Annotated in this window: 1 protein-coding gene; it reads right to left on the bottom strand. The window is 50.4% G+C overall.

The window, feature by feature from the left end; translation table 11 throughout:
• On the bottom strand, positions 1 to 1105 hold a 1105-nt coding region (locus KVT36_RS31510), incomplete at both ends, for a non-ribosomal peptide synthetase (RefSeq protein WP_217607395.1).

The raw sequence follows: 1105 nt of genomic DNA, 5'->3' as shown, positions 1-1105 counted from the left end.
GTTCCTGCGTGTAAGATAATGGAAGACGTTGCGGCCGTTCTCCCGCTGTAATAACCGGTAAGGCCGGCAGGCTGCTGCCTGCACCTATATGCGCTCCCAGGCTTCTGATAGTTGGATAACTGAATAGATCCCGGATGGAAACCTCCTGCGATAATGCCTGCCGTATTGCCGATACTACACGGGTAGCCAGCAAAGAGTGCCCGCCCAGCTCAAAGAAATTACTGGTCACACTTACCTGCTCTATTTTCAGTAAGCGCTCCCAGATGACGGCTAATTGTGCTTCTATACTATTCTGCGGCGCCTCATATGCCTGGTCTGTAAAAGCTACTTCCAGCAGCGATAAGCTGCGCCGGTCTATTTTACCATTAGGCGTCAGCGGTAGCTGCTCTAATGCTGTTAATACTGCCGGCACCATATAATCCGGTAGCTGGGTGCGCAGGTAAGCCTGCAATGCATGTTTGTCAAAATCACCTTCGCTTACTACATATGCTGACAGATAACGATTAAGCTCTTCTCCTTTTACCAGCACCACTGCCTGACCTACACCCGGCGCCTGCTCCAGCACACGCTCGATCTCTTCCAGCTCTATGCGTTGTCCACGCAGCTTTACCTGGTTATCACGCCGGCCGGTGTAAACAAGATTACCGTCTGCCTGCCATTTACACCAGTCGCCGGTACGGTAAAGACGGCTGCCTTCCACAAAGGGATCTGCTATAAAACGTTCTGCCGTCAGCGCGTCCTTACCAAGGTAACCGCGGCTAACGCCCACACCGCCTATGTACAGCTCTCCGCTTATGCCTATTGGTAGTAACTGCCGTCGCTCGTCCAATACGTATAAACGGGTATTGGCCACCGGTTTCCCGATCGGTAACACCGGTCCTGTATTATCCTTTTTATAATGGTATATCGTTGCACTGATGGTAGCTTCAGTAGGCCCATATTTATTATAGAAATCATGATACGCTGCCCAGCTATCTGCCAGCCGCTGATCACAACTTTCTCCGGCAGAGATCACCCGTTTAAGGGAGGGATATTTCCTGGCTGTAATTAATTTCAACAGGGAAGGAACACTATGAATATGCGTGATCTGCTGCTCATCGATAAA

The sequence above is a fragment of the Chitinophaga sp. GbtcB8 genome (assembly GCF_019091455.1).
Lineage (GTDB): Bacteria > Bacteroidota > Bacteroidia > Chitinophagales > Chitinophagaceae > Chitinophaga.
This window is presented reverse-complemented; position numbering and strand designations above follow the sequence as displayed.